Raw genomic sequence first — 23286 nt, 5'->3', positions numbered from 1 at the left:
AGGCACTCAGGCACTCAGGCACTCAGGCACTCAGGCACTCAGGCACTACCTTTTATCGTGACTTTGCGAGTCGATTCCGTTATTGAACTCGGTCATGATGTCGGTCGCGACTGCGGCTCCGCTTCCTGCGGCGATCGCGAGTTGGCTTCTCCAGCCGGCGAGTGTTCCGGCGACGTAGATGCCGTCGGTGACTTTATGATCGATATTTCGTAATTGGATACGATGTTTGTCGACGAGCGATTTCTTGTGCGGTTCGATATAGTCGGTCAAACCTTCGATCATCAAGGTATTCGCCCATCCGGCCGCGACTACGATGTTCTTCGCGGGATACGAATTCTTGTTGGTAACGACTGTATATTCGGGAAATTCGCCTTCGATTTTCAAGACTTTCTCACCAGGAATCTGCTCGATGTGCGGATAAAGTGTCGCCAATTGTTCCAAACTCGTGTTCAACAAGTCGGCACCGAGCGTGCCCGCGGGAACTCCATACGCATTGTTGAAAAGCGCTTCCTGCAGATTGGATGTTTTTTGGTGGGTGATGATTCCGATTTTTTTGTCGGACATGAAACCTTTGTTTTTGGCCGAACCAAGGACAAGTGCGCAGGAAACCCCGGCGACGCCTCCGCCAACGATAAATACGTCGAACATACTAGTGGTTTTTTGTTTTTTCTTCGATCAACTTCGACATACGGAAAATCACGAGGATGAAGACCGCGCAAAACGAGGCCACGATCCCGATGAGCCCGATAAGACTATCGCCCTCGAAAAGGTTGTTGAAATCGAGCAAGGTGATGTTGAAGATAATCAGTGCAACGGCCACTACGACCAATATGGAAGTGAAAATTTTCATTCTTTGGATGTTACTTCAGTGCGTGAAATTAGTGAAAATCGTCCTACAGGAATAACCCTTTAACGTTTGCCGCAAATAATTTAACAGCGATGGCCAAGAGCACGACGCCAAAGGTCTTGCGGATGACTTCGAGCCCGTTTTTACCGAGCATTTTCTCGATTTTCGCCGACGATTTCAATACGGCGTACACCAAAATAATGTTGATCAGGATCGCGATCACGATATTCAGCGTATGATATTGTGCGCGTAACGAAAGCAAGGTCGTCATCGTTCCCGCGCCCGCGATCAACGGGAACGCAAGTGGCACGATGGAAGCTGAACTCGGTTCGCTGTCCTTATAGATGCGGATGCCCAGAATCATTTCGAGCGCCAGGAAGAACAACACGAACGAACCCGCGACGGCGAATGAGTTCACATCGATCCCGATGAGGTTCAAAAACTGCTCGCCCACGAAAAGAAATACGACCATGATGATGCAGGCCACGAGCGACGCTTTCTCAGATTCGATATGCCCGTACTTTTGACGCAGGTCGACCACGATGGGAATCGTCCCAACGATGTCGATCACCGCAAAAAGCACCATCCCAACTGTGAGTATTTCCTTGAAATCCAGTATCATTTTGATTCATTTTTTGAGAGTGCAAAAGTACTGTGTTAAAATACGCGATTACCTTAACGCCAAGTTAATTTTTGCGATGTAGTAAAATCGACACGAAATGCCGATTATCTTTGCGCCATGTTCCAACTCGGCAAAACCATAGTTTCTGAAGATATCCTCGAAAAAGAATTCGTGTGCAACCTTTCGGCCTGTCACGGCGCTTGCTGTGTCGGGGGCGATGCGGGCGCGCCTTTGAACGAGGCCGAGACGAAAATCCTCGACGAAATTTACGACAAGGTGAAACCGTTTTTGCGCCCTGAAGGGATCGCCGCGATCGAAGAACAGGGAAAATGGATCATCGGGACCGACGGAACCCTCGAGACGCCGCTCATCAACGACGCCGATTGCGCCTACGTGATTTTCGATGGGAAAACCGCGCTTTGCGGCATCGAACAGGCGTACAATCAGGGAATCGTCGATTGGAAGAAACCGGTTTCCTGCCATCTGTATCCGATCCGCGTCAAGGATTTCTCGGAATTCGCGGCCGTCAACTACGATCAATGGGATATCTGCGATCCGGCCTGCGCTTTGGGAGCCGAACTTGAAGTTCCCGTTTATAAATTCGTGAAGGAAGCGCTGATCAGGCGTTTCGGCGAAGATTGGTACATGGAACTGGAAAAAGTTGCGGCAGAACACAATTCGAATCCGCGCCGCCGCCGATAATCTGAAAAAAATCGCTTACAGTTCGGTGATGTTGCCCGATGCGATGATGTCGTCGGTAAATTGTACATCGCAAAAAGTCGCCGAGATCTTATCGCCGATATATGAAATGAAAATTTCGCCCGAAAGTCCCTGGTGATAATTGTCAAAACCTTGAGCCGTGATCAACGAGATGCGCATTTCATTCGGATCGGCCCCGGATTCGTTGCAGGTTTGGCAAACATTGTAGACTCCGGCCGCGGGCAATTGGTCGCTGTCAAAATCGATATACAAATCGCCGTTGCTGCCGTTTGCCGTCAACTGGAAATCATCTTGCGGGAAACTTGCGTCGACATAATAGAAACTCATCGTCGATGTAGGCAAACTCACGCTGTTAGTAGTCGTGTTGCAGGAAGCGACCGCCGGGTTTACGACGACTTCGACCGTTGTCGCGGGTCCGGCAACACATTCTTCGAAATACGGTTCGGGCGTCATGGAATATGTGCCGGACATATTTTGGGTCGCAAAATTTAGCACCGGATCTTTCTCGTACGATTCGAAACCGTTCGGGCCGATCCAGTGGAAAACAACCGTAGCGCCTGTTTCGGCATAAAGTTTCAGTGTTTCTCCCACGCGAATTGGCGTCGTGGCCGAAAGTGGAACGCTGTCTTCTTTGCAGGTTTCCTCGCTCACGCAAGCCGACATTAAAATGCACGGCAGTATAAAAAGTACAATTTTCCTCATATCGATTTGAAATTTTGTTGTTGGTTCGACGTAAATAAATGAGGTTTGCGCGACTCCTGCAAATTTTTATTTCGGTATTCGTTTTTGAATTTTCCGAAATTTATTTTTTGTGTAATGTCGTACAATTTTCAGCGTCACGAAAATTACACGAAACTTTTAAAACCCGATTCCGCGACGCCCTGATTTCACGGTAGCTAACGTATTTTAACGATTTGTATACATTTAGATAACAGCGTTTTACGTTTATATGAAATGTGAGTTTTTAAGTTGTCGTTGTTAAAAACTACGCCCGATTGTGGAAAAGTTTGCCTTTTTTAAACCGCGTCAATTGGCAATCTTTGTAATCACGATAAAAACAAAATTTTTTGTTAAAATCAGCCCTCTAAAAACAGTAAGATAATGTCAGCGATTGAACCGATTCTCCAGGAAAATAAAAACCGTTTTGTGATCTTCCCGATCAAGCACCACGACATTTGGGACTGGTACAAAAAAATGGAAGCGAGTTTCTGGACGGCCGAGGAAATCGACCTGCATCAAGATCTTAATGACTGGAACAACAAACTGAACGAGGACGAGAAGTATTTCATTAAGCACATCCTGGCGTTTTTTGCTGCTTCCGACGGCATCGTGAACGAAAACCTCGCCGAGAATTTCGTAAACGAAGTCCAATATGCTGAGGCGAAATTCTTCTACGGGTTCCAAATCATGATGGAGAACATCCACAGCGAAACATATTCGTTGCTGATCGACACGTATGTGAAAGATGAGGTTGAAAAAGACCAATTGTTCCATGCGCTAGAGGTTTTTCCGGCCATCAAGAAAAAAGCCGACTGGGCGCTAAAATGGATCGATTCAGATTCATTCGCCGAAAGGTTGATCGCGTTCGCCGCCGTTGAGGGAATTTTCTTCTCGGGCGCGTTCTGCTCGATCTTTTGGCTTAAGAAACGCGGTCTGATGCCGGGACTTACGTTCTCGAACGAGCTTATCTCGCGTGACGAAGGCGTGCATTGCGATTTCGCCGTGCATTTGCACAACCACCATTTGGTGAACAAGGTATCCAAGGCGCGCATCAAGGAAATCATCGTCGACGCGTTGGCGATCGAGAGAGAATTCATCACTGAGTCGCTTCCCGTGAGTTTGATCGGGATGAACTCGACTTTGATGACACAGTATCTGGAATTCGTTACTGACCGTCTGCTAGTCGAACTAGGCTGCGAGCGCGTCTACAACGGAACCAATCCATTCGATTTCATGGACATGATCTCGCTTCAGGGCAAAACGAATTTCTTCGAGAAACGCGTTTCGGAATACCAGAAAGCGGGCGTCATGGACAAAGATTCAGATTCCCAAAAGATCAGCTTCGACGCCGATTTTTAAACCAGATTCCGCATTTCCCTGAAAAGGGCTGTTATGATATCGTTGTCGGATAACCAACATCCGACGCAAAAAACCATCTATTAATCTAAAAAGAAGTGACCTATGTTTGTAGTTAAAAGAGACGGCAAGAAGGAGCCGGTAATGTTCGATAAGATTACCGACAGGATCAAGATTTTATGCTACGGGCTAAACGATCTGGTTGACCCGGTAAAAGTTGCGATGCGCGTCATTGAAGGGCTTTACGACGGTGTGACGACTTCTGAACTCGACAACCTCGCTGCCGAAACTGCTGCGTCGATGACTGTCACGCATCCCGATTTTGCACAATTGGCTGCGCGTATCGCCATCTCGAACCTGCATAAGAACACGAAAAAATCGTTCAGCGAGACCATGAGCGATATGTATCATTATGTGAATCCGCGTACGAACCAGGAAGCGCCTTTGCTTTCGGACGAGGTTTATGAAATGATCCAGAAGAATGCTGAAAAGCTTGACTCGGCCATCATCTACAACCGCGATTTCAACTACGATTATTTCGGGTTTAAAACACTCGAGCGCTCGTATTTGCTAAAGATAAACGGCAAGATCGTCGAGCGTCCGCAGCACATGTTGATGCGCGTTTCGGTAGGAATACACATGGACGACATCGCGTCGGCCATCGAGACCTACGAGTTGATGTCGAAGAAATTCTTCACGCACGCGACTCCGACGCTTTTCAATGCCGGAACGCCGAAACCGCAAATGTCGTCGTGTTTCCTATTGTCGATGAAAGACGATTCGATCGACGGGATTTACGATACGCTTAAGAATACGGCCAAAATCTCGCAATCGGCGGGAGGAATCGGTCTATCTATCCATAATGTACGCGCAACCGGATCTTATATCCGCGGCACGAACGGCACCTCAAACGGTATCGTGCCGATGCTGCGCGTTTTTAACGACACGGCGCGTTACGTCGATCAAGGCGGCGGCAAACGCAAGGGTTCGTTCGCGATTTACGTTGAGCCGTGGCATGCCGATATTTTCGACTTCCTCGACCTGAGAAAAAACCACGGAAAAGAAGAAATGCGTGCGCGCGATTTGTTCCTCGGTATGTGGATTCCCGATTTGTTCATGAAGCGCGTCCAGGACGATGCCGCGTGGACATTGATGTGCCCGAACGAATGTCCGGGATTGTATGACGTCCACAGCGAAGAATTCGACGCTTTGTACATGAAATACGAAGCCGAAGGAAAAGGTCGCAAGACCATCAAGGCGCGCGATATCTGGGAAAAGATCATCGAGTCGCAGATAGAAACAGGTTTGCCGTACATGTTGTATAAAGACGCCGCGAACCGCAAATCGAACCAGAAGAATTTGGGTACGATCCGTTCGTCGAACTTGTGTACTGAAATCATCGAGTATACGTCGGCCGATGAGGTTGCAGTGTGTAACCTCGCGTCGATCTCGCTTCCGATGTTCATCGACAACGGTAAATTCGACCACGATAAATTATATGACGTCACGAAACGCGTCACCCGCAACCTGAACAAAGTAATCGATCGCAATTATTATCCATTGATCGAAGCTGAAAACTCGAACATGCGCCATCGTCCCGTAGGATTGGGGGTGCAAGGTTTGGCCGATGCGTTCATCAAACTTCGCATGCCGTTTACGAGCGACGACGCGAAGCAGTTGAACCAGGAAGTGTTTGAAACGCTTTATTTCGCCGCAATGACCGCGTCGATGGAATTGGCGATCGAAGAAGGTCCGTATTCATCTTACGAAGGTTCGCCGGTTTCAAGAGGCGAATTCCAGTTCAATCTTTGGGGATTGAAAGACAGCGATCTTTCAGGACGTTGGGATTGGGAAGGTTTAAGACAACAGGTATTGAAAAACGGTGTCCGCAACTCGCTTTTGGTCGCGCCGATGCCAACCGCTTCGACGTCGCAAATCCTTGGTAACAACGAGGCTTTCGAACCGTATACGTCGAATATCTACACGAGAAGAACGCTTTCAGGAGAATTCATCGTCGTGAACAAACACTTGCTTGAGGATCTTGTCGATCTTGGCATCTGGAACGAAACGTTGAAGCAGGAAATCATGCGTCACAACGGATCGGTTCAAAACATAAAAGAAATTCCGGAAAACATCAAGGAATTATACAAGACCGTTTGGGAAATGTCGATGAAAGACATTCTCGATATGTCTCGTCAACGCGGTTATTTCATTGACCAGTCGCAATCGTTGAACCTGTTCATGGAAGGTGCGAATTATCCGAAATTGACCTCGATGCACTTCTACGCTTGGCAATCAGGCTTGAAGACGGGAATGTATTATCTGCGTACCAAGTCAGCCGTCGATGCGATCAAATTCACGCTCAACAACGACAAAGCGGTCGAGCCTACCGCGGCAGAACCGGTTGCGGTCGAAGCAATTTCAGAAGAAAAAGAAATGACGACCGAAGAATTCAAAGCGATGCTCGAGCGTTCCAAAAATGCGGAACCCGACGATTGCGAAATGTGTGGTTCCTAACCAGTAAATAAATGAGTAGTAAAAAGGAAGTTTCGGCTTCCTTTTTATGTTTTAGATATGGAACGCATTAAAGAAGTATATTTGAATCTCACCAAAAATTTAGGATATGTTACATTTTGAAATCGGCCCTGAGGAACAGGCGACAAAAGGACAGCGTTTCGCAAATTACCGTATCGATTATTTCGCGTTTTTCGCTTTGATTTTCATTTTGATGTTCATCGTCGGATTCGTTTCGATGGCCATGGGCAGTGACGCCTTCAACCAATGGGCGGTAACAGGTGGAGTTTTACTGAATCTCGTGAGTATATTTTTATATCTCGTCTACTATTTTGTTTTTGAAGCGATCACCGGGCGAACCTTGGGTAAATTCATCACGGGAACGATGGTTATCAACGAAGATGGAGAAAAACCGACAACGAGAGATGCGTTGATCAGGACACTTTGCAGGTTGATTCCGTTCGAAGCGTTCAGTTTCTTTGGCGAGCGAGGCTGGCACGACAGCATTTCAAAAACATACGTCGTACGAAAACACATTTATATCACCAGAAAAAACCAAGTGCTTGAATTTGACGAAATCGGCAAAGACAGCGAAGTAATCTAATACCAAAATGGCAAAAGAAAAAGGCGTTTACACAGGCAAAATCGAAAAAGACGACAAAGGCAATTATTTTTGCGGGCCTTATTTGCTCGACTATCAATATACCGAAGCCGGGAATTTCAAGATCGGCGATGAGATCAACATCAAAACCGTCGTCGCGAACCCGAGCAATGGGAATAAGGATGTTTATGCGATGAAGAGTAAGAATTTCTTCTTGGCGAATTTGAAGAAGTAGTGCGAAAAAAGTGCAGAGGGCAAGGTACAAAGTGCAAGGTTCGCGATTGAGAATACGTTTTTTCTTCGATTGAAATCATAATCAAATATGGAAACCGGATGCTGAGAAAATTACGGATTGTGGTTGCGCTGTTCGTCGGGCAGTTTTGTCTGGCGCAGACGGCGAACGATACGATTGCTTTGATCGACGCTGTGTTTACTCAATATGAGGCGTCGAATCCGGGTTGCCAATTGTCGGTTTCGAGGAAAGGAAAGTTGTTGTATTCGAAAGCATTCGGAATGGCCGATTTGGAGCGAAACGTTGCCCTGACGACCAATTCGATCATCGAAGCCGGATCGGTGTCGAAGCAATTTACGGCCGCAGCGATCCTTTTACTGGAACAGCAAGGCAAGTTGTCGCTCGACGACGATGTCTCGAAATACGTTCCGGAATTACCCGAATACGGATCGACGATAAAACTGCGCCACCTGATCCATCACACGAGCGGACTCAAGGATTGGGGCTCGATCGCTGCACTTACGGGCTGGGGCCGAGGCACTAAATTCTACACGAACGACGACGCACTTGAAATCATCGAGCGCCAAAAACAATTGAACAACAAACCGGGCGACGAGTTCATTTACAGCAATTCGAACTTCAACCTGTCGGCGATAATCGTGTTGCGCGTGAGCGGTTTGTCGCTCGCCGATTTCACCAAGAAATACATTTTCGAACCCGCCGGAATGACCAATACGCAATGGCGGGACGATCCCAATCGAATCGTCAAGAACCGCGCGATCGCGTATTCGAAAACCGAAACGGGATACGAAATCAACATGCCCAACGAATACGTCTACGGAAACGGTGGACTTTTGACGACGACCGAAGATCTGCTCAAATGGAGCGACTATTACCAAAACGGGAAGTTCGGAAATCCATCTCTGCTAAGCCGACAGCTTGAAACCGAACCGCTCAACGACGGCAAGAAAAACAATTATGCCGCGGGTTTGTTTATGTCCGAAATCCGAGGTAAAAAATACATCAACCACGACGGAGCGACCGCGGGTTATCGATCGTTTTTGGGAACGTTCCCTGATTTGGGACTGACGTTCGCGTTTTTGAGTAATTCGGCCGAGACGAATTCGGGTCAGATCGCAAACAAGCTGCAGAAAATTTTCATCGCCGACGTAGCCCAAAAGAACAAAGCGGAAACGAAACCCAAACCTCAAAAAACCGTCACGCTTTCGGCTAAAAGGCTCAACGAAGTCGCAGGTTTATATAAAGTTAAAAGCGACGGCGGGCTGTTTCACTTGCAAGTCGACGGAAACGGGCTCGTTCTTCAGGAAAACGGTGAAAAACTAAAATCGCTCTCGAGCACGAAATTCGCGTCTGAAAGCTTCGTGTTCGATTTTACCGGCGATAACGGCGTCTTTAAAAACCTCAGAAACAACAACGAATTCGCGTTCGAAAAAATACAGGAGTTCAAGGTTTCGGCGAGCGATTTGCCGCAATTCGAAGGGAAATTCTCGTCGGACGAAGCAGGCGCGACCGCAATCATAACCGTCGAAAACGACCAATTGAAAATCCGCCTTAACGCCAACACGATCTATACGTTGAAACCAAATAAAACAGATGCATTTACCGTGGACGAAATGGGAGGAAATCTGGAATTTTTACGAGATTCGCAGCGGAAAGTCGTGGCGTTTAAGATTTCGACGGCTCGCGCACGGAATTTGGTTTTTGGTAGGAGTGAGTGATTGGAATTGGTGAGTTAGTGGACAATTGATAATTGACAATTGACAATGGATAATGGACAATTGACAATGAACAATGAATAATGAACAATGGTAATGAATGACGAATAACGAATAACGAATAACGAATTTTGAGCTTGTGCTTCCGCGGAAGGCAAGAATCAAATCAACGATTCAACGATTCAACAAATCAACAATAATGATGCACTGGGAGCAACTCCTTTCCCTCAAAAAGCAAGGAGACAAAAACAAACGCCTACGCAAAGAAGAAGCCGATACGCGATTGGGTTTCGAAGTCGATTACGACCGGATCATTTTCTCGTCGGCGTTTCGCAGTTTGCAAGACAAAACGCAGGTAATTCCATTGTCGAAAACCGATTTCGTACACACGCGGCTCACGCATTCGCTCGAAGTTTCGGTCGTCGGGCGCTCGCTCGGACGTTTGGCGGGCAAGCAAATCATTGAAAAATATCCGCATCTGGCCGAAGTCCACGGTTTTCATATGAACGATTTCGGCGCGATCGTCGCTGCGGCCGCGTTGGCGCACGACATCGGGAATCCGCCGTTCGGACATTCGGGTGAGAAAGCCATCGGCGAATATTTCAAGACCGGACGCGGCGCGCAATACAAAGACAAACTCACCGATAAACAATGGCAGGATCTGATCGACTTCGAAGGAAATGCGAACGGATTCGCCGTTTTGGCAGGTTCGCGTCCCGGGAATGAAGGCGGTTTAAGGATTTCATACGCGACGCTCGGTGCTTTCATGAAATATCCCAAAGAAAGCCTTCCGAAGAAACCGACGTCAAACATTTCCGACAAAAAATACGGTTTCTTCCAAGCCGACAAAGAGTTCTTCAAGGACGTGGCTTCAGAACTCGGACTGATTCCGAACAAATCGGCCAACGACATCGGATTCGAACGCCATCCGCTTGCTTTTTTGGTCGAGGCCGCCGATGATATCTGTTATACGATCATCGATTTCGAGGACGGCATAAATCTCGGTTTGATATCCGAAGATTACGCGCTCGAATATTTGATCAAACTCGTCAAAGACACGATCGATACCGCAAAATACAAAACGCTCCAGACCAAGGAAGACCGTATCAGTTATTTGCGCGCACTCGCTATCGGGAGTTTGATACAGGACGCCGTTCGCGTGTTCATCGAGAACGAGCCGCAGATTCTTGAAGGAAAATTCCACTTCGCGCTTATGGACAAGAGCAAGTACAAGGCGCAGATGGACGACATCATCAGGTTGTCGGTCAAGAACATCTACCAAAGTCGCGAAGTCATCGAAAAGGAACTCACGGGATATCAGATCATAAATAACCTGCTCGATCGTTTCACGACGGCTTACAACAATAAGTTCGATGGAAACGCAAGCAATTACGACACTTTGCTTTTGAAAGTGCTGCCCGAGAAGCATTTGCTTGAAAAAGAAACACTTTACGAACGCCTGCTGCACATTTGCCATTTCGTGTCGATGTTGACCGACGGGAAAGCTCTGATATATAATCGGATAGTAACATCGGGAAATGGTTAAAATTCAAACTTTTTAAGCAGACATTAAAAAATCTTTATCAAAATGAAGTATGTTTGCAGCTAAACTCAACTAAACCACTCAAATCAATGAAGAAAATTACTTCAGCGCTGGTTTTTTTGTTGCCTCTTTTGGGATTTTCCCAGGAAGCTGAGCAAAAAATCCAGGCATACCTTGAAGCCAATCGTTCAAAATTCGGGTTGACTGCGCAAGACGTTTCCGACTGGACCGTCGAGAGCAAAACGAACTCCGAAACCACGAAAATCGACAACTACTTTATCAAGCAACGTTACAACGGTACCGACATTTTCCGCGCGGTTTCCAATATTTGGATCAAAAACGGCATCGTGATAAACGGAGGCGAAAACCTCGTTGTCAACGTATCTCAAAAGGTGAACGCGACCGCGCCTTCGATTCCTGTTTTGGAAGCTTTGGCAGCTGCCGAGACACATCTGAAACTCGCGGCGCAACCGCACATGATTTCCGAAACGATTTCGCCTAAGAATTTCGTGATCGTAAACGGTGATCTGGATCCGATTACGGCCGAACTCGTGTACCAGCAAATGGAAAACAACACCTTGCGTCTCGCTTGGGATTTCACGATCGACGTTCCCGGACATTCACATTTGTGGAGCGTCCGAATCGATGCGCTTGACGGGAAAATCCTCGAGAAGAACGACTTGGTCATCTCGTGTGATTTCACACACAAACACGATTTCGCCTCGACTGAAAAGTACGATGCATCGTTCACGAAAAATTTCTTCAAGCCTGCAAAATCGGTTCTTGAAGTGCAAGCCGGGACATACCGCGTCATTCCTTGGAATATGGAAAGCCCGAGCCATGGACCGCGTCAGCTTATCGTCGACCCTTATAATACGACCGCTTCTCCTCACGGATGGCACGATATCAACAACGTGGCCGGAGCAGAATATCAAATCACGCGCGGAAACAACGTCTGGGCGCAGGAAGATGTGAATGCGAACGACGGTACGGGAACTTCTCCATCAGGAGGCGCGTCACTCACGTTTGATTTCCCATATCTTGGAACGTACCAACAGCCTATCGATTACCAACCGGCAGCCGTGACGAATTTGTTCTACATGAACAACATGATGCACGATATTTTCTACCAATATGGTTTCAACGAAGTCAATGGTAACTTCCAACAAAACAACTATGGTAACGGCGGAGCGTCGACTTTTAACGGAGACGCGGTTTTCGCCGACGCCCAAGACGGAAGCGGAACTGAAAACGCAAACTTCTCGACTCCTGTAGACGGACAACGTCCGCGCATGCAAATGTATCTTTGGGGTGTCGGGCCGTTAAATATCCAGGCGCTTACGATCACGTCGCCTGCCGGAATTGCAGGACCGCGCTCAGTCCGCGATAACAGTTTCAGCCCGGGTCACGTGAATCTTCCTGTGGCTCCGGCTCAGATCGAATCGGATCTTGTTCTTTACAACGACGGTCTTGGCGACACGGCCGATGCTTGCCAGGCGCCGATCAACGCCGCTGCCATTTCAGGTCACATCACCGTGGTTCGTCGTGGCGACTGTACATTCGTCGAAAAAGTGTTGTTCGCTCAAAACGCAGGCGCGACTGCCGTAATCGTCGTAAACAACGAAGCTGGCGTAATTGGGATGGCGGGCGCTAATGCCGCCGTTACGATTCCTGCCGTGAGTATGACGATGGAAGATGGAAACGCGCTGATCGCAGCAATGCTGGCGGGAACGGTACACGCCGTGCTTTCAGCCAGCGAGCCGCCTTTCGTGAATTCTGATGGGGATTTCGACAACGGAATCATCGCTCACGAATACGGACACGGAATTTCAACCCGTCTTACAGGCGGACCTGCGAACAGCAGCTGTTTGCAAAACCCGGAACAACAAGGAGAAGGTTGGTCTGATTTCTTCGCCGTAATGTTGCAGATGAAAGCCGGAGATGTCGGAACTTCATCACGCGGTATCGCAACCTTCGTTTTGAACCAAGCGCCGACTGGAACTGGTTTAAGACAATATCCGTACAACACGAACATGGGCGTGAACCCGTTCACTTTCGCCGATACGAATGAAATGACATACATTGATGAAGAAGGTGCAACGCGCATCGATTACCACAGTGTAGGTTCGGTTTGGGCAACGATGCTTTGGGATCTTGCTTGGGCTTACATCGAAAAATACGGTTTCGATCCGAACGTTTACGGCGGAACCGGCGGTAACAACAAAGTATTGCGCCTTGTGCTCGATGCGATGAAATTGCAACCTTGCGGACCGACGTTCGTTCAGGCGAGAAACGCGATCATCGCTGCAGAACAAGCGACTACGGGAGGTGCCGACAACTGTATGATCTGGAGAGTATTCGCTCGACGCGGTCTTGGTTTGAACGCATCATCAGGCACGAACACAGGAATCGCCGGGATAACTGATCAAGTCGAGGACTTCACGGTTCCTGCAGGTTGCGAACTTGCGGCCGTAGAATTCAACGAGAATATGGTTCGTCTTTACCCGAACCCTTCAAACGGATTGGTCAACGTTCGCATCCAGAACTTCAGCGGAAAAGCTACTTTCCAGGTTACCGACGTGAACGGACGCGTAGTCTACAACGCTTCGAACATCGATTTCAACACCGAGTACTCAATCGACTTGAGCCACTTGCAAACCGGAATGTATATGGTTCGCGTGAGCGCCGACAACATGAGCTTCACCAAGAAATTGATCCTGAACTAATCGGTTCGGAATTGGAAATAAAAAAACCTGCAGCGATCGTTGCAGGTTTTTTGTTTTTAGGAAATTTCGGTTTCAAAAGTTATAGACGACTCCGATTCCGAGTATTTGTTTAAGCTGTATTTTCGGGCCCAGCGTGACCTGTTCTCCGTTTCGTTCCTCTTTCGCCTTGATGTCATCGTCGTACACCAGTTGCGTCCCGATATTCGCCTTCACATATTCGTTGACGACGAAATCGAACTGCATCTGCCAATCGATATCGATGTTCCCGAACTTATTCAAATAATCAGTGTACAAACTGATCCGATCTTCGAGATTGATGTTTTTCCAGAGTTCATGCTTATGATGGCCGGTCACGAGAATACCGAGTTCCGTGCGCGACATTTTTCCTTTGCTGAGCATTTCTCCCGTGACTTGATCGTAAACCGCTTTATCGACCCCGAATGCGCCTTGATCGGCCAGACGCTGATCCAAAACAAGCGTGTTCTTCATCGTGAGCGGAGATAAATACACGTTCACTTTTTTCTCCTTGTTCGAATATTCGGCACCGACACCCAAAAACGTATACGCCGGAGCGAACGGTTTTGAAATCGCCTGGCTCGTGTTCGGATACGCGTAACCGCTCGTGAATTGCGTGTTGAAAGTCAATTTCGCCGAATAATACCAAAACGACAGCGTGTCTTTTCGATAACCGAAAGTCGAAGTGAACAGGAAAGCGTCATCGGTTTTGCGCCACTCGACACCGTCCTGTTTGTTAAGGCCGTAACGCATGATGAGTTCGTTGCCCCATTTGATGTTCTTGTTGTCGTATTTTCGTACAAAAATAGCCTTGGCCAAACCTGTCACGGAACTCACACCACCGGCACTCCAATTCACGAACGCGATCTCACTGAGGTCGAAACCCAACGTATTTTTGCGTTCCCAATGCGAGGTCGTGTCAATCTCTATGGGCTTTATGTCTTGGGAATAGGCGCATGCTCCAATAAAAAGCAGCAGGCTGAACGTGGGTAAAAATTTCATTATCTGCAGTTTTCGAAGTGCAAAAATCCGCATTTTCAATAGTTTCCGAAAATTATTTCAAGACTTTTCACGTCTAAATTGCTAAAACGTTGTAGTTGAGCAACTGTTCCGTGTTCGATGAAACGATCGGGAATTCCCAATATTTTGATGCGATTCGGGTAAGAATGAAACGCTGAGAATTCGGTGATCGCGCTTCCGAAACCGCCCGTGACGGCCGCGTCTTCAACCGTAATTATTTCGTCGAAGGTCGCGAAAATCTCATGCAGTTTTTGTTCGTCAAGAGGTTTTACGAACGCGAAATCGTAATGTGAAAACAAATCGGCGTTTTCGATATTTTGAAACGCCGACGAAACGTTATTCCCGATGAAACCATTCGACAACACCGCGATTCTGCTTCCGATTTTCAGCTGTTTTGCCTTTCCGAATTCGATTTTTTCATACGGTTTCTGCCAATCGACAACAATTCCGCGACCTCTCGGATATCGAATCGCAAGCGGATGTTCGATGCCGAGTTGGGCCGTGTACAACATATTCCGAAGGTCGACCTCGTTCAATGGCGAATACAGGATTATGTTCGGGATGCAGCGCAGATACGCGATGTCGAAAACGCCGTGATGCGTCGCTCCATCTTCGCCGACCAATCCCGCGCGATCGATGCAGAAAATCACGGGCAAATCCTGAAGCGCGACGTCGTGGATCACCTGATCATACGCTCGTTGCAGAAACGTCGAATAAATATTACAATACACGATCATGCCCTGCGTGGCCATTCCGGCCGACAGCGTGACGGCGTGTTGTTCCGCGATCCCGACGTCAAAGGCGCGTTCGGGGATTTCGTCGATCATGAATTTCAGCGAACTTCCCGTTGGCATCGCGGGCGTAATCCCGATGATCTTTTCGTTTTTTCGAGCCAAGTCGAGCAACGTCAAACCAAAGACATCCTGGAATTTTGGCGGAAGATTTTCTTCGGACTTCGCGATAATCTCGCCTGTTATTTTATCGAATTTCCCGGGCGCGTGATATTTCACCTGATGTTCTTCGGCGAGCGCCATGCCCTTTCCTTTGGTCGTGATAATGTGTAAAAATCGCGGACTTTTTGCGTTCTTGAGCCGCGTCAATTCGGTGATCAATGCGACAAGATCGTGGCCGTCGATCGGGCCCGAATAGTCGAAATTGAGCGATTTTATAATGTTGTTCTGCTTCGGGTTGCGGCCTTGTTTTACGGCAGTCAGATAGTCTTTCAAAGCGCCGACGCTCGGATCGATTCCAATCGCGTTGTCGTTCAAGATCACCAACAAATTCGCATCGGTCACGCCGCCGTGGTTCAAACCTTCGAACGCCATACCAGACGCGATCGACGCATCGCCAACGACCGCGATGTGATTTTTCTTTGAGTTCCCATTGAGTTTCGACGCGATCGCCATTCCCAAAGCAGCCGAAATCGCCGTCGAGGAATGTCCCGTCCCGAACGCGTCATATTCGCTTTCATTGCGTTTCGGAAATCCCGAAATCCCGTCCATTTGGCGGTTCGTGTGGAAAATATCTTTGCGTCCCGTGAGGATTTTATGACCGTAAGCCTGATGTCCGACATCCCAAATCAGCAGATCATCGGGCGTATCGAAAACGTAGTGCAGCGCAATCGTGAGTTCGACAACGCCCAGGCTTGCGCCCAAATGTCCTTCCTTGCTCGAGACGACATCGATGATGAAATCGCGGAGTTCGCCTGCGAGTTGCGGCAATTGGTCGGGCGAAAGCTTTCGCAGATCGCTCGGGAATTGGATATGTTGCAGCAAGTTGTCGGCCATATCGCGAATTTACGATTCTGAAATGGAATGCCCGCTATTTTGTCCTGAGCGAATCCTCACTCGTGGAATCAGGAATTGCTGGGTTTTGGGCGGATGATCGACTCGTGCGTTTCGCTTTTTTTCTCGGGACTTTTGCGATTGCGGTCGCTGTGTCGGGCTCGACCGTCATCGCCGGAATGCCTAAAGTGTGCGTGCGCGTGACATTTTCTTCGTCGGAAATCTGGACGCCGTCGATCGTTTTCTTATTTCCAGCATCGTCGGAACAACTGAACAGCGCGCCGCCCATGCTCGCGAAAAGCGTCAGCAGAAACGCGCTTCTGAAATTCATTTTTTGGTGAAACGCCGATGTCGGAATTTGAATCGTTACCGAATCCAACTGCGATTTGGCGAATAGCCCGCAGATTTTTTCGTTTCGGTTCTCTTCGAAAATCGCTGCAACTTCAACGTCTGGCTTTTGGGAAAAGTCAATCAGGTTTCTCGTGCAGGTCGCGCAAAATTTTCCGTCTTTGATCGTCGGCATCGCGTTCCAATTTTCATGACAGGGCGTGGGAATCGAAATCTTCATGGATGCAGGAATTAGGTTGTTAATTCTAACGCAGCAATTCCTACAAATCGTATTTTTACTTTATGGAAAACATTTTCACCGACGAATACTTCATGAAAAAAGCCCTTCAAGAGGCTGAGAACGCGTTTGAAAAAGGTGAAATTCCAGTCGGGGCGGTCGTCGTGATAAATGACAGGATCATCGCGCGAACCCATAATCTGACTGAGATGCTGCACGATGTGACGGCTCATGCCGAGATGCAGGCGATCACGTCGGCGGCGAATTTCCTAGGTGGAAAATATTTGAAGGATTGCACGCTTTACGTCACGCTCGAGCCTTGCCAAATGTGCGCCGGAGCGTTGTATTGGAGCCAGGTTTCAAAAGTGGTTTTCGGTGCGAGCGACGACCAACGCGGTTATCGCGTGATGGGAACGAAACTGCATCCAAAAACGGCTGTGGTGCAAGGAGTTATGCAAAATGAATGTGCGGATTTGATACTGCGTTTTTTTGCCGAACGTCGGAAATAAAAGCTTCGAAAAAAATTTCTTAAAAAACGAATAAAATATCCGAATTTTAATATAATAATTTGAATGATTTGTTAGTTATGCGATAATTGAGCAACACATTCAAATTCAATAACCTAACCTCACCAAAAACCATGAAAGCCGGAAAAATCCTCGGTTTGCTGTGCGCGCTTGTTTTGCTGCACGCCTGTTCCCACAAATCTCCTAAAGATTTCAATTCTGATCCTTCACTTTTCAAGGAATTCATCACGGGTTACACGGCGGGAATCGTTCCGGTTTCGTCCGACATCCGGATCCAGTTGGCTTTCAATAAAAAGGAATGGAAGCCCAACCAGCAGCTCGATGAGAGTCTGTTCGACATTTCGCCTTCGATCGACGGTAAAGTCGTGGCGCTTTCGGCCAACACGGTGGCGTTTATTCCCGAGAAAAAGCTCGATCAAAATACCTATTACAAAATCAAATTCAAACTCAGCGAGCTCATCAAAACGCCCGATGGTTTGCAGGAATTTCGCTTCACGGTCAAAACCATCAAACAGGATTTCCTCGTCACGACCCAGGATTTGCAATCGTACAGCAAGGATTGGCAATATTTGAATGCGACGATGAAGACCGCCGACCGTCTTTCGATTGAAGACGCGCAAAAGTTGATCTACGCGAATCAGCAAGGGCGCGCGCTCAAGATAAAATTCGACAAGAACAAGAGTACCGATACCGAATTCAAATTCCTCATCGACAGCATCCAACGGCCTGAAGACGACAGCGAGATCGAAATCGCCTGGGATGGAGACGCGGCCGATATCGATCGCAAAGGCAAACTCATTTTTCCGATTTCGGGCAAGAATAACTTTAAAGTGTTGAAGATCGAGATCGGAGACGCGAACAACCAGTCGCTCGTGATCAATTTCTCGGATCCGCTTGACAAAGACCAGAATTTCGCGGGATTGGTGTCGGTCGAAAACACCGATAATTTGCGATTCGCGACGGAAGGCAACGTCCTGAAAGTATTTTTCGACAACGAATCCCAATCGCAAGCCGTCGATACCGTTTCGAACGTCGCCGTTGCGATAAACGAGGAATACGAACAGGCAATCGCGCGTCAACAAAAAGGTGAACGTCTCGTCGAAATCTTCCAGGGCGTAAAGAATTCCGACGGTTACAAAATGAAGAAAGCGTATTCGCAAAAGATCGTCTTCGAACAAGTAAAACCCGCGATCCGATTTATAAAGAGCGGAACTATTTTACCGACGTCAAGCAATCTGAAACTCAATTTCGAAGCCGCGAACCTCAATGCCATCGACGTCAAAGTTTATAAAATATACAAGAACAACATCATGCAGTTCTTGCAGGACAACAAACTCAATGGCAGCCGAAACCTCAAGCAGGTCGCGCAACCCGTCGCGAAAAAGAAGATTGCGTTGCGCCAGAATGCGATCTTGAATTACGCGAAATGGAATACGTACGCGCTCGACTTATCGAAAATAATCAGCGTGGAACCCGGTGCGATTTATCGCGTGGAAATGTCATTCAAACGTTCCTATTCACTCTACAACTGCAACGGCGCGGGCGATCCGGAACCCGAGGAAGGCGAAGAAGAGGAAGAAAACGAAGACGACGTGAATTACAGCGGCAATTCCTACGACGATTATTACTATTACGAAGACGAATACGATTTCAACAACGAAGACGATCCGTGTACGAACTACTATTACTACCGCAGTCGCATCGCCACGAATTTATTGGCGTCCGACTTGGGCGTGATCACGAAACGAGGCGACGACAAATCGTATTTCGTGGCCGTGAACAACATCTTGACCACCGAACCGATTCCCGGAGCGACGGTCGAATTGTATAATTATCAACAGCAAAAAATAGCCGCGGGTGCGACCGGAATCGACGGAACCGCTATTTTTAAACCGAACAAATTCGCGTATTTCGCTATCATTACAAAGGAAAGGCAAAGCACATATCTGAAGCTTGACGACGAACTTTCGCTGTCGGTGAGCAACTTCGACGTGTCGGGCGAAACGTTGCAGAAAGGGCTCAAAGGTTACATCTACGGCGAGCGCGGCGTTTGGCGTCCCGGCGACGATCTGTTCCTTTCGTTTATCTTGAACGACAACGCGAATAAGCTTCCCGCGAACCATCCGATCAAGTTCCGATTGACCGATCCGCGCGGCAAAGTCTCGTATCAAACCGTGCAGAATTACAACAAGCTCAACCATTACAAATTCGTGGTTCCGACGCAACAATCCGCGCCGACCGGGAATTGGGAAGCGATGGTCAGCGTCGGTGGCGCGCGGTTCTACAAAAGCATCAAGATCGAGACGATCAAGCCGAACCGCTTGCGCATCAAGAATTCGTTCACGGGAAATTTCCTTTCGGCCACAAAAGAAAGCAAGAATACGATGAGTGTCACTTGGCTTCACGGCGCGGTCGCGAAGGATTTGAAAACCGAAGTGCAGATGAAATTGTCGCAAAAACCAACCGAATTCAAGGGTTACAAGGATTTTGTGTTCGACGATCCGACGCGTCATTTTTACGACGAGGAAGTCAATATTTTCTCGGGCAAAGTCGACGAGAACGGAGCCGCGACCTACGAAATCAAACCAAACATCGAATCCCAGGCTCCGGGCATGCTGAAAGCCGCGTTCATCACGAAGGTCTACGAAGCCGGCGGCGATGTGAGCACCGATGTGAGCGCGACCGATTATTCTCCGTATGAAACTTACGTGGGCGTGAAAACGCCCGAGGAGAACCGCTACGGCATGCTCGAAACCGGAAAGAACAACACATTCGAATTCGCCTCGGTAAACGAACGCGGAATGCCAAAAGCAAGTACGGCTCTTGAAGTCAAAGTCTTTCGCATGGAATCGCGCTGGTGGTGGGACGCGTCGAGCGAGAATTTGTCGCGCTACAGTTCGGGAACGTCGGTCACGCCGTACAAGGAATACAAAGTCACGACCGACGGTTCGGGCAAGGCGAAAGTCACGTTCAACGTTCCGGAACAGGATTGGGGGCGTTACCTGGTTCGCGTTTCAGACATTTACGGCGGACACGCGGCGGCCCAAACCGTATTCATCGACTGGCCGTCATGGTCGGGCAAGACGCGCCAAACCGACGGGGAATCGGCGAGCATGCTGATGTTCACTACCGACAAGAAGAAATACGCGACAGGCGAGAAGGCCAAAATTTACTTCCCGTCGAGCGAAGGCGGACGTGCCTTGATCTCGGTCGAAAACGGCACGAAAGTCTTGCAGACGCTTTGGGCGAAAACCAAGAAAGGCGAAACCATGGTCGAATTGCCGATCGGAGCCGATATGGCGCCAAACGTCTACATCAACATCACGCTGTTGCAACCGCACGCGAACACGAAAAACGATTCGCCGATCCGATTGTACGGCATTACGCCGATCGAAGTCGTCGATAAAAACACGATACTCGAGCCGCAGCTTTCGATGCCCGAGGAACTAAAACCGGCCCAAACCACGACGATAAAAGTCAGTGAGAAGAACGGGCGAGACATGAGTTATACCATTGCCGTGGTCGACGAAGGCTTGCTCGATCTGACGCGTTTCAAGACTCCGAACGCTTGGGAAAGTTTCTATGTGAAAGAAGCGCTCGGCGTTAGGACTTGGGATATTTACGATGACGTCATCGGTGCTTACGGCGGGAAAATCAACCAGGTTTTCTCTATCGGTGGTGACGCGGCTTTGGGCGGCGGAAAGGCTAAAAAAGCGAACCGTTTCAAACCTGTCGTGATCTACCTCGGGCCATTCCAGTTGAAAGCGGGTGAAACGGCGTCGCATAAAGTGACATTGCCGCGTTACATCGGGTCAGTTAGGACGATGATCGTGGCCGCGAATTCGAAAACAGGCGCTTACGGAAATACCGAGAAAGCTACTCCGGTACGCAGTCCGCTTATGGTTTTGGCATCGCTTCCGAGGAAAATCACGCCATCGGAAAAGGTCACGCTTCCGGTTACGGTTTTTGCGATGAAGAACAACGTCAAGAACGTCAAAGTCGAAATCAAGACGACAAATAACATCCGGATCGTCGGGAATGCGACACAAACCGTTTCGTTTTCACAACCCGATGAGAAAATGCTGTATTTCAATCTCGCGGTCAACAACGCGACGGGAATCGGGAAAGTCCAAGTGATCGCGACGTCGGGCAACGAAAAATCGACGTACGATGTAGAACTCGATGTGATGAACCCGAATCCGGTTACCAATACGTTTACCGACATTCTGCTCGCGCCGAACAGTTCGAAAACAATTACGTGGGACGCTTTCGGGGAACGTTCGAGCATTAAGGCGGCGCTTGAGGTTTCATCGGTGCCGACAATCGATTTGAACCGACGTTTGAATTACTTGATCCAATATCCGCACGGTTGCGTCGAACAGACTACGTCGTCGGTGTTCCCGCAATTGTATCTCGCCGACGTGATGGACATCGAACCTTCGCGAAAGGCAAGCATACAACGAAACGTTTCGGCGGGAATCCAGCGTCTGAACAGCTTCCAGCTTGCCAGTGGCGGCGTCGCGTATTGGCCGGGAATGGGTTACGCCGACGATTGGGGAACTTCGTACGCGGGACATTTCTTGCTTGAGGCCGAGAAAAAAGGCTATGTGTTGCCGTTCGGATTTAAATCGAAATGGATTTCATACCAACAAAAAACGGCGAAACAATGGCGTTACGAACCGCAATACGGGAATGATTTGGGTCAGGCGTATCGTTTGTATACGCTCGCTTTGGCCGGTTCGCCCGATGTCGCGTCGATGAACCGACTACGTGAAACCGCAGGAATTTCGAATGAGAGTAAATTGCGACTCGCGGCGACTTATGCGCTCATCAAACAGAATTCTGCGGGATTGGCGTTGCTTGCCAAATCGAAGATCGATGAGTACGACGAACATTATTATTACTATGGTTCGGCCGAGAGAAATCGCGCGATGGCGTTGGAAACGTTGCTGTTGCTCGGACAGCAGAAACAAGCATTTGCGACGGCAGGGAAACTCGCCAAGGATCTGTCGGCGAACCGATGGATGAGTACGCAGACTACGGCGTATTCATTGTATGCGATGTCGAAGTTCGCGCTTGCAAACGGTCGCGGCGGGCTTGAAGTGTTGTTCGTGGAAGGCGGGAAAGACGTTTCGGTAAAAACGACGAAATCGTTCGCAAGTAGGAATTTGGTCGCGAATCCCGGAAAGAATTCGGTTACGCTCAAGAATACGAAAGGCAATACGGTTTACGTGAGATTGTTGAATAGTGGAATTTTGCCTGTCGGAAAAGAGTTTGCCGAACAGCGGAACCTCAAGATCGCAACCGTTTTCAAAGACCGAAAAGGCAACGTCGTGAATGTGACCAAAATCAAGCAAGGCACCGAATTCATCGCCGAGGTCTCGGTGACGAACCAAAAAAACGAATTCGTTGATAATGTCGCGCTTACACAGATTTTGCCATCGGGCTTCGAGATCGTCAACACGCGCTATACCGATTATGGCGACGCGACGCAGAACACCGCCGATTATATTGACATACGCGATGATCGGGCGAATTATTATTTCGGTTTGAAAGCGGGCGAAAGTAAGAAGTTCAGCATGTTGCTCAACGCGTCGTATTTGGGCGTTTATTATTTGCCGGGCTTGCAATGTGAGGCGATGTATGACAATGACTTTTTAGCGAGGAATAAAGGGCAATGGGTTGAGGTTGTGCGTTAATTAACAAAATAGGTGGGAAAAATGTACCGGAAAACAGTGCGATAAGGGTTGCTTTGTAA

General features: G+C 48.4%; 17 protein-coding genes. 10 read left to right on the top strand and 7 right to left on the bottom strand.

Annotated elements, in window-relative coordinates:
* Positions 1-45: 45 nt before the first annotated feature.
* The 3 genes from EOO50_RS09540 to EOO50_RS09530 are packed head-to-tail and all read right to left on the bottom strand — an operon-like array spanning position 46 to position 1469.
* Entirely contained in the window at positions 46-648 is a 603-nt protein-coding gene (locus tag EOO50_RS09540; protein ID WP_290839557.1) for an FAD-dependent oxidoreductase, read from the bottom strand.
* Position 649: 1 nt separating this feature from the next.
* Positions 650-850, bottom strand: coding sequence for a hypothetical protein (locus EOO50_RS09535; RefSeq protein ID WP_290839556.1), 201 nt, complete (start codon positions 848-850; stop codon positions 650-652).
* Between the two features lie 43 nt (positions 851-893).
* On the bottom strand, positions 894-1469 hold the full coding sequence (locus EOO50_RS09530; RefSeq protein ID WP_290839555.1) for a MarC family protein: 576 nt from the start codon (positions 1467-1469) through the stop codon (positions 894-896).
* Between the two features lie 117 nt (positions 1470-1586).
* Here EOO50_RS09530 and EOO50_RS09525 point away from each other — a divergent pair, with 117 nt between their 5' ends.
* On the top strand, positions 1587-2171 hold the full coding sequence (locus tag EOO50_RS09525) for a DUF3109 family protein (protein WP_290839553.1): 585 nt from the start codon (positions 1587-1589) through the stop codon (positions 2169-2171).
* Positions 2172-2186: 15 nt separating this feature from the next.
* Here EOO50_RS09525 and EOO50_RS09520 read toward each other — a convergent pair whose 3' ends face one another.
* A complete protein-coding gene (locus EOO50_RS09520; RefSeq protein WP_290839551.1) occupies positions 2187-2891 on the bottom strand; it encodes a hypothetical protein in 705 nt (234 codons plus the stop codon).
* Positions 2892-3290: 399 nt separating this feature from the next.
* On the opposite strand from EOO50_RS09520, the gene EOO50_RS09515 reads away from it, so the two are divergent.
* The 7 genes from EOO50_RS09515 to EOO50_RS09485 all read left to right on the top strand — a co-directional run bounded on the left by EOO50_RS09515 (position 3291) and on the right by EOO50_RS09485 (position 13617).
* Positions 3291-4268 (top strand): ribonucleotide-diphosphate reductase subunit beta, encoded by a 978-nt coding sequence (locus tag EOO50_RS09515; protein ID WP_290839549.1) that lies wholly within the window; start codon positions 3291-3293, stop codon positions 4266-4268.
* 102 nt (positions 4269-4370) lie between these two features.
* The gene (locus EOO50_RS09510) at positions 4371-6782 is read left to right on the top strand and encodes a ribonucleoside-diphosphate reductase subunit alpha (protein ID WP_290839547.1); all 2412 of its coding nucleotides are present in this window, start codon (positions 4371-4373) and stop codon (positions 6780-6782) included.
* A 106-nt stretch (positions 6783-6888) separates the two neighbouring features.
* Positions 6889-7383: an RDD family protein gene (locus EOO50_RS09505; protein ID WP_290839545.1), complete on the top strand. Its 495-nt coding sequence runs from the start codon at positions 6889-6891 to the stop codon at positions 7381-7383.
* A 7-nt stretch (positions 7384-7390) separates the two neighbouring features.
* Positions 7391-7615 carry a hypothetical protein gene (locus EOO50_RS09500; protein WP_290839544.1) on the top strand — a complete coding sequence of 75 codons (225 nt, stop codon included), beginning with the start codon at positions 7391-7393 and terminating at the stop codon, positions 7613-7615.
* 98 nt (positions 7616-7713) lie between these two features.
* Entirely contained in the window at positions 7714-9351 is a 1638-nt protein-coding gene (locus EOO50_RS09495; protein ID WP_290839543.1) for a serine hydrolase domain-containing protein, read from the top strand.
* A 199-nt stretch (positions 9352-9550) separates the two neighbouring features.
* Positions 9551-10894 carry a dGTP triphosphohydrolase gene (dgt, locus tag EOO50_RS09490; protein WP_290839566.1) on the top strand — a complete coding sequence of 448 codons (1344 nt, stop codon included), beginning with the start codon at positions 9551-9553 and terminating at the stop codon, positions 10892-10894.
* 86 nt (positions 10895-10980) lie between these two features.
* Entirely contained in the window at positions 10981-13617 is a 2637-nt protein-coding gene (locus EOO50_RS09485) for a T9SS-dependent M36 family metallopeptidase (RefSeq protein WP_290839542.1), read from the top strand.
* 72 nt (positions 13618-13689) lie between these two features.
* On the opposite strand, the gene EOO50_RS09480 is transcribed toward EOO50_RS09485, so the two are convergent.
* The 3 genes from EOO50_RS09480 to EOO50_RS09470 are packed head-to-tail and all read right to left on the bottom strand — an operon-like array spanning position 13690 to position 17004.
* A complete protein-coding gene (locus tag EOO50_RS09480) occupies positions 13690-14634 on the bottom strand; it encodes a DUF3078 domain-containing protein (RefSeq protein WP_290839541.1) in 945 nt (314 codons plus the stop codon).
* Between the two features lie 35 nt (positions 14635-14669).
* Positions 14670-16439: a 1-deoxy-D-xylulose-5-phosphate synthase gene (locus tag EOO50_RS09475; RefSeq protein ID WP_290839540.1), complete on the bottom strand. Its 1770-nt coding sequence runs from the start codon at positions 16437-16439 to the stop codon at positions 14670-14672.
* Positions 16440-16473: 34 nt separating this feature from the next.
* Complete coding sequence (locus EOO50_RS09470; RefSeq protein WP_290839538.1) at positions 16474-17004, bottom strand: hypothetical protein; 531 nt, start codon at positions 17002-17004, stop codon at positions 16474-16476.
* 62 nt (positions 17005-17066) lie between these two features.
* Here EOO50_RS09470 and EOO50_RS09465 point away from each other — a divergent pair, with 62 nt between their 5' ends.
* Positions 17067-17510, top strand: a complete 444-nt coding sequence (locus EOO50_RS09465) for a nucleoside deaminase (protein WP_290839536.1) — start codon at positions 17067-17069, stop codon at positions 17508-17510.
* A gap of 131 nt (positions 17511-17641) precedes the next feature.
* The gene (locus EOO50_RS09460; protein WP_290839534.1) at positions 17642-23227 is read left to right on the top strand and encodes an MG2 domain-containing protein; all 5586 of its coding nucleotides are present in this window, start codon (positions 17642-17644) and stop codon (positions 23225-23227) included.
* The last annotated feature ends 59 nt before the right edge of the window (positions 23228-23286 follow it).

Source organism: Flavobacterium sp., from assembly GCF_004211145.1.
Taxonomy (GTDB): Bacteria; Bacteroidota; Bacteroidia; order Flavobacteriales; family Flavobacteriaceae; genus Flavobacterium.
This window is presented reverse-complemented; position numbering and strand designations above follow the sequence as displayed.

What these genes read in the sequence shown, in the direction of transcription:
- EOO50_RS09520 (WP_290839551.1), bottom strand. Translation starts at nt 2,891, where the DNA reads ATGAGGAAAATTGTACTTTTTATACTGCCGTGCATTTTAATGTCGGCT.
- EOO50_RS09515 (WP_290839549.1), top strand. Translation starts at nt 3,291, where the DNA reads ATGTCAGCGATTGAACCGATTCTCCAGGAAAATAAAAACCGTTTTGTG.
- EOO50_RS09525 (WP_290839553.1), top strand. Translation starts at nt 1,587, where the DNA reads ATGTTCCAACTCGGCAAAACCATAGTTTCTGAAGATATCCTCGAAAAA.
- EOO50_RS09485 (WP_290839542.1), top strand. Translation starts at nt 10,981, where the DNA reads ATGAAGAAAATTACTTCAGCGCTGGTTTTTTTGTTGCCTCTTTTGGGA.
- EOO50_RS09480 (WP_290839541.1), bottom strand. Translation starts at nt 14,634, where the DNA reads ATGAAATTTTTACCCACGTTCAGCCTGCTGCTTTTTATTGGAGCATGC.
- EOO50_RS09530 (WP_290839555.1), bottom strand. Translation starts at nt 1,469, where the DNA reads ATGATACTGGATTTCAAGGAAATACTCACAGTTGGGATGGTGCTTTTT.
- dgt (WP_290839566.1), top strand. Translation starts at nt 9,551, where the DNA reads ATGCACTGGGAGCAACTCCTTTCCCTCAAAAAGCAAGGAGACAAAAAC.
- EOO50_RS09460 (WP_290839534.1), top strand. Translation starts at nt 17,642, where the DNA reads ATGAAAGCCGGAAAAATCCTCGGTTTGCTGTGCGCGCTTGTTTTGCTG.
- EOO50_RS09495 (WP_290839543.1), top strand. Translation starts at nt 7,714, where the DNA reads ATGCTGAGAAAATTACGGATTGTGGTTGCGCTGTTCGTCGGGCAGTTT.
- EOO50_RS09475 (WP_290839540.1), bottom strand. Translation starts at nt 16,439, where the DNA reads ATGGCCGACAACTTGCTGCAACATATCCAATTCCCGAGCGATCTGCGA.
- EOO50_RS09465 (WP_290839536.1), top strand. Translation starts at nt 17,067, where the DNA reads ATGGAAAACATTTTCACCGACGAATACTTCATGAAAAAAGCCCTTCAA.
- EOO50_RS09500 (WP_290839544.1), top strand. Translation starts at nt 7,391, where the DNA reads ATGGCAAAAGAAAAAGGCGTTTACACAGGCAAAATCGAAAAAGACGAC.
- EOO50_RS09535 (WP_290839556.1), bottom strand. Translation starts at nt 850, where the DNA reads ATGAAAATTTTCACTTCCATATTGGTCGTAGTGGCCGTTGCACTGATT.
- EOO50_RS09470 (WP_290839538.1), bottom strand. Translation starts at nt 17,004, where the DNA reads ATGAAGATTTCGATTCCCACGCCCTGTCATGAAAATTGGAACGCGATG.
- EOO50_RS09540 (WP_290839557.1), bottom strand. Translation starts at nt 648, where the DNA reads ATGTTCGACGTATTTATCGTTGGCGGAGGCGTCGCCGGGGTTTCCTGC.
- EOO50_RS09505 (WP_290839545.1), top strand. Translation starts at nt 6,889, where the DNA reads ATGTTACATTTTGAAATCGGCCCTGAGGAACAGGCGACAAAAGGACAG.
- EOO50_RS09510 (WP_290839547.1), top strand. Translation starts at nt 4,371, where the DNA reads ATGTTTGTAGTTAAAAGAGACGGCAAGAAGGAGCCGGTAATGTTCGAT.